We start from the raw sequence: 3,298 nt of genomic DNA on the forward strand, positions 1-3,298 counted from the left end.
GTTAAATAAGATTCAATTTCAACACCATCGGAAGAAGTCGATTTAATCACTAAACTTTTGCCTAATGAGTATTGATTTAACCAAGGTCGCTCTTCACCTATAAGCTGGCTTTTACCGGTTTCGGCATCGAATAAATAATAAACAGAAGGTGAATCGATCGATTGGCTAATCGTCACTATTTTTTGGTAATCTTGATCAAAGTGAATAACATAATTGTCTTCTTTATCTCCTTTACCCTCTGATGTACCAGTATATGTTGACAACTTATTGTCATAATTTTGAACTAACACTCCACCGAGCATATAGGTGTAACCTATGATGCTGCTGTCGTAAGGGTTTTGAATAATGCCGACAATATCACGCCCTGGCAGACTGTAAACTTCACCAGTAAAAGTCTTAGACTGAACATCATATCGAGATAAGCTTTGATAACCATTTTGCTGTTCGGATAACACTAATAATTCATTTTTAGCATCATCAAACCATACTGGTATAAATTTAGTTTGATCATCTTGCCGCCAAACTTGTTGCCACTTACGACTGTCAGCTTTTTTAACATGAACCTCTGTTACGCCCCCTTTGCTAATAAAATTAACGTTAGGTTCACCAAAAGGATTAAGTAACCATGCTCCTTCAGGAAATGGGCCTATTGATATACTCTTTTTACTGCGAAACTGCGCTTCAAAAGCATCATCAGTTACATTAATAGTAAATAAATGTGCTTTGCCATTTTTATAGCGCTGGGCGATAAAAATATCGTCAACCGCGAGTAATGGATCAAATAAGTAAGTTTGTTTTAGTAAAGCAACCTGAGTGACGCTATTGGCTGCATCAGCTTTGTAAATCAATAACTGGATACCAGAATGGCGATCAAATGTCGTGACACTAAAATACTCTTTACCTAACCAGCCAAAATCACTAATGGACCTTCTAGATTGCTGGCCAAAACTAATCACCTTGTTATCCCAACTAAAATCTGTGCCAGCAAGTATCACTGTATAATTGTTATCGACCAGTTTTTTATATAGTAAATGTTGCCCCTGCGGACTTAACTTCGGTGCAACGACATCTGGATTTCTGAAGAAGTCGTCTTCAAGGCTTGCTGCGACGGTCATCGAGAAAAACGATAATGCAATGAGAATACATTTAATCAGCTTCATAATTGATTCCCTTCAATTGCTTTAGCATATTCAAAAAAGTGGTCTTTTTCTTTGCCGGTGTAGTTCAAATTATATTGAGCCAATACTTCAGGATAGCTAGATTCCATGTATTCCAGGGCTTGGCTGGCTTTGTTATTAAAATAGAACCTAGCACCACCAATCAAGTAATTTAAGCTGCCATTCATTTCGGTGTACATTGAAAGATGGCCTGCATAATTGATTTTCCCGGCCTCAACATTAATCACGTACTTCTGATCCGCTAAGTCAATATAAGTCTGTTTTCCTAGGTACACGCGATTCCAAGTGTAGCTGCCTGCATCTGCCACTACGAGCCAGTAATTATAGTTTGACTTAAGTTTTTCAAACCTTAAGTCCGACAACCATCCTTCAGTGTCTAACGTAATATGACTCGGTACGTAACCTTGCTCAATTTTCATCGCAACAAGAATATATCCCTCATCTTTACTCAGTTCGGTTAAGCAATAACCCAATGTTGAAACGCAACATAAAACCACGCAAAATGCGCTTTGCAGCAATCGTCGATATCCTTTCACACAACAACTCCTTGTTGACTTGTTATTCTTATTAATGAAATGAGTAAACAGCTGATTTCACCATTACTTTCAACCTTTTTACCTCAAAAATATAACAAATAAACTGTTGAAATAAAATATAAATTCTGAATACTGGAGTAATTTTGTTGTCATCAAAAATTAAATATCACCTCTATTTGAAGTAAATTTATCTTTCATGAACAAATTTACGCTATCCTTAGCCAAAATGTTCAACAGTAGCCCTTAAATGCCCACCAATATCATTACCATGTTCCCTGAGTCGTCCGATAAATCATCGACTCCCGCAACAAACTCTGTAGAGCAACCGGCAGTAACTTGTTCAAATTGCCAAGCCTGTTGTTGTCGCTTAGAAGTGATGTTAATAACCGAAACCGGTGTGCCTAAAGTGTATATAGCCAAAGATAATTGGGGCGGAGAAGTGATGCGCCGACTTGATGATGGTTGGTGTGCAGCGCTAGACCGAGACACGATGATGTGTTCGATTTACGAAGTTCGGCCACTGATTTGCCGTGAATTTGAAATGGCTGAATACGAGTGTGTTTCTGAACGCGAAGCCTTTGGCATTTAACCGCCTAAGAATACGATGTTAAATGCAATGCGATTACATTTAACATCGACAAACTGCTCGATAAAACCAAGCTGCTCCAAAGACTACAATCGTTTAGTTTGATGACTGATAAAATGCATCTGGTAACTTCCAGCTAATGACTTGTTGTTGCCCCTGCCAATTTTCAATGGTTAACCAAGCCTTGTGTTCTGCTGTTAATACTTCTGGCGCAATAGCATGAACTTCTTGTCCGTGCTGACTTCCATGCAAGATACCCGCATCGCCCATTTGCAATGTTTCTAATGGTAGAGGCTCTGTGCCAATATTTAAATATGCTTGACGGATCTTGTTTACCTGCCCCTTACTAAACAATAATAAAAAATCCTTAGTGTAGGTACCATCGTGAAGATATGGCGGATCAAGATCATATGGCATAGGTGTTATTTCAAAAGCGCCAACCGCTTGAGTTTCCCATGCATCAGGGAATTGCGGGAATAGAGACTGATATAGAAAATAACAAACTAGCACTAGCACTAAGCCATTTATTTTATATTTGTAACGATTCCATATGGTATTTTTAATGCGCGCCATTAGTTACCTTCCTGCTCGACTAGCTGTGAGTTATGCATTGCCAACGGATCGTCTAGTTCGGTTCTAGCGGCTTTTACGGTTCGGCTTCCCCACATTAAAAATCCAGTGATAGACATTCCCGTTAGAAAAATGCCGAAGATAAACCAAATCGCTTTTGTCCACAAACCGCCAATAGTGCCGTAATGCAGTGGATTAGCGATATGTGATAGCGTTTGTAATGTGGTCATTGCCGCAGGCGATCTTTCACTTTCAATGGTGCCGCTCCATGGATTCACTGTCACGCCATAAGCGTACTGGTCATAGAAAATATTATCTCCCTGGCCATACACCTTGTAAGTATCTCGTTGGTGCTCAGGAAGCATAATGTAGGTACTTTTAAAGCCTGGGAATTTTTGCTCGGCCACTTGCAGCGCATTAGATAATGT

Annotated in this window: 5 protein-coding genes; 1 reads left to right on the forward strand and 4 read right to left on the reverse strand. The window is 39.3% G+C overall.

The window, feature by feature from the left end; genetic code table 11:
- The coding region (locus H5202_RS19455; protein ID WP_182773517.1) for a hypothetical protein at positions 1–1,160 on the reverse strand (1,160 nt) is incomplete at its 3' end.
- Positions 1,157–1,714, reverse strand: a complete 558-nt coding sequence (locus H5202_RS19460) for a hypothetical protein (protein WP_182773518.1) — start codon at positions 1,712–1,714, stop codon at positions 1,157–1,159. The genes H5202_RS19460 and H5202_RS19455, both read right to left, overlap by 4 nt.
- Positions 1,715–1,961: 247 nt before the next feature.
- Between H5202_RS19460 and H5202_RS19465 the strand changes: the two genes are divergently transcribed.
- Positions 1,962–2,303, forward strand: coding sequence for a YkgJ family cysteine cluster protein (locus H5202_RS19465; protein ID WP_259397394.1), 342 nt, complete (start codon positions 1,962–1,964; stop codon positions 2,301–2,303).
- 93 nt (positions 2,304–2,396) lie between these two features.
- On the opposite strand, the gene H5202_RS19470 is transcribed toward H5202_RS19465, so the two are convergent.
- Positions 2,397–2,873, reverse strand: coding sequence for a hypothetical protein (locus H5202_RS19470; RefSeq protein ID WP_182773519.1), 477 nt, complete (start codon positions 2,871–2,873; stop codon positions 2,397–2,399).
- Positions 2,873–3,298, reverse strand: a 426-nt coding sequence (locus H5202_RS19475) for a PepSY-associated TM helix domain-containing protein (RefSeq protein WP_182773520.1), incomplete at its 5' end; no start/stop codon positions are given. The genes H5202_RS19475 and H5202_RS19470, both read right to left, overlap by 1 nt.

This window comes from Shewanella sp. SG41-4 (genome assembly GCF_014164505.1).
In the GTDB taxonomy this organism is placed as follows: Bacteria; Pseudomonadota; Gammaproteobacteria; order Enterobacterales; family Shewanellaceae; genus Shewanella.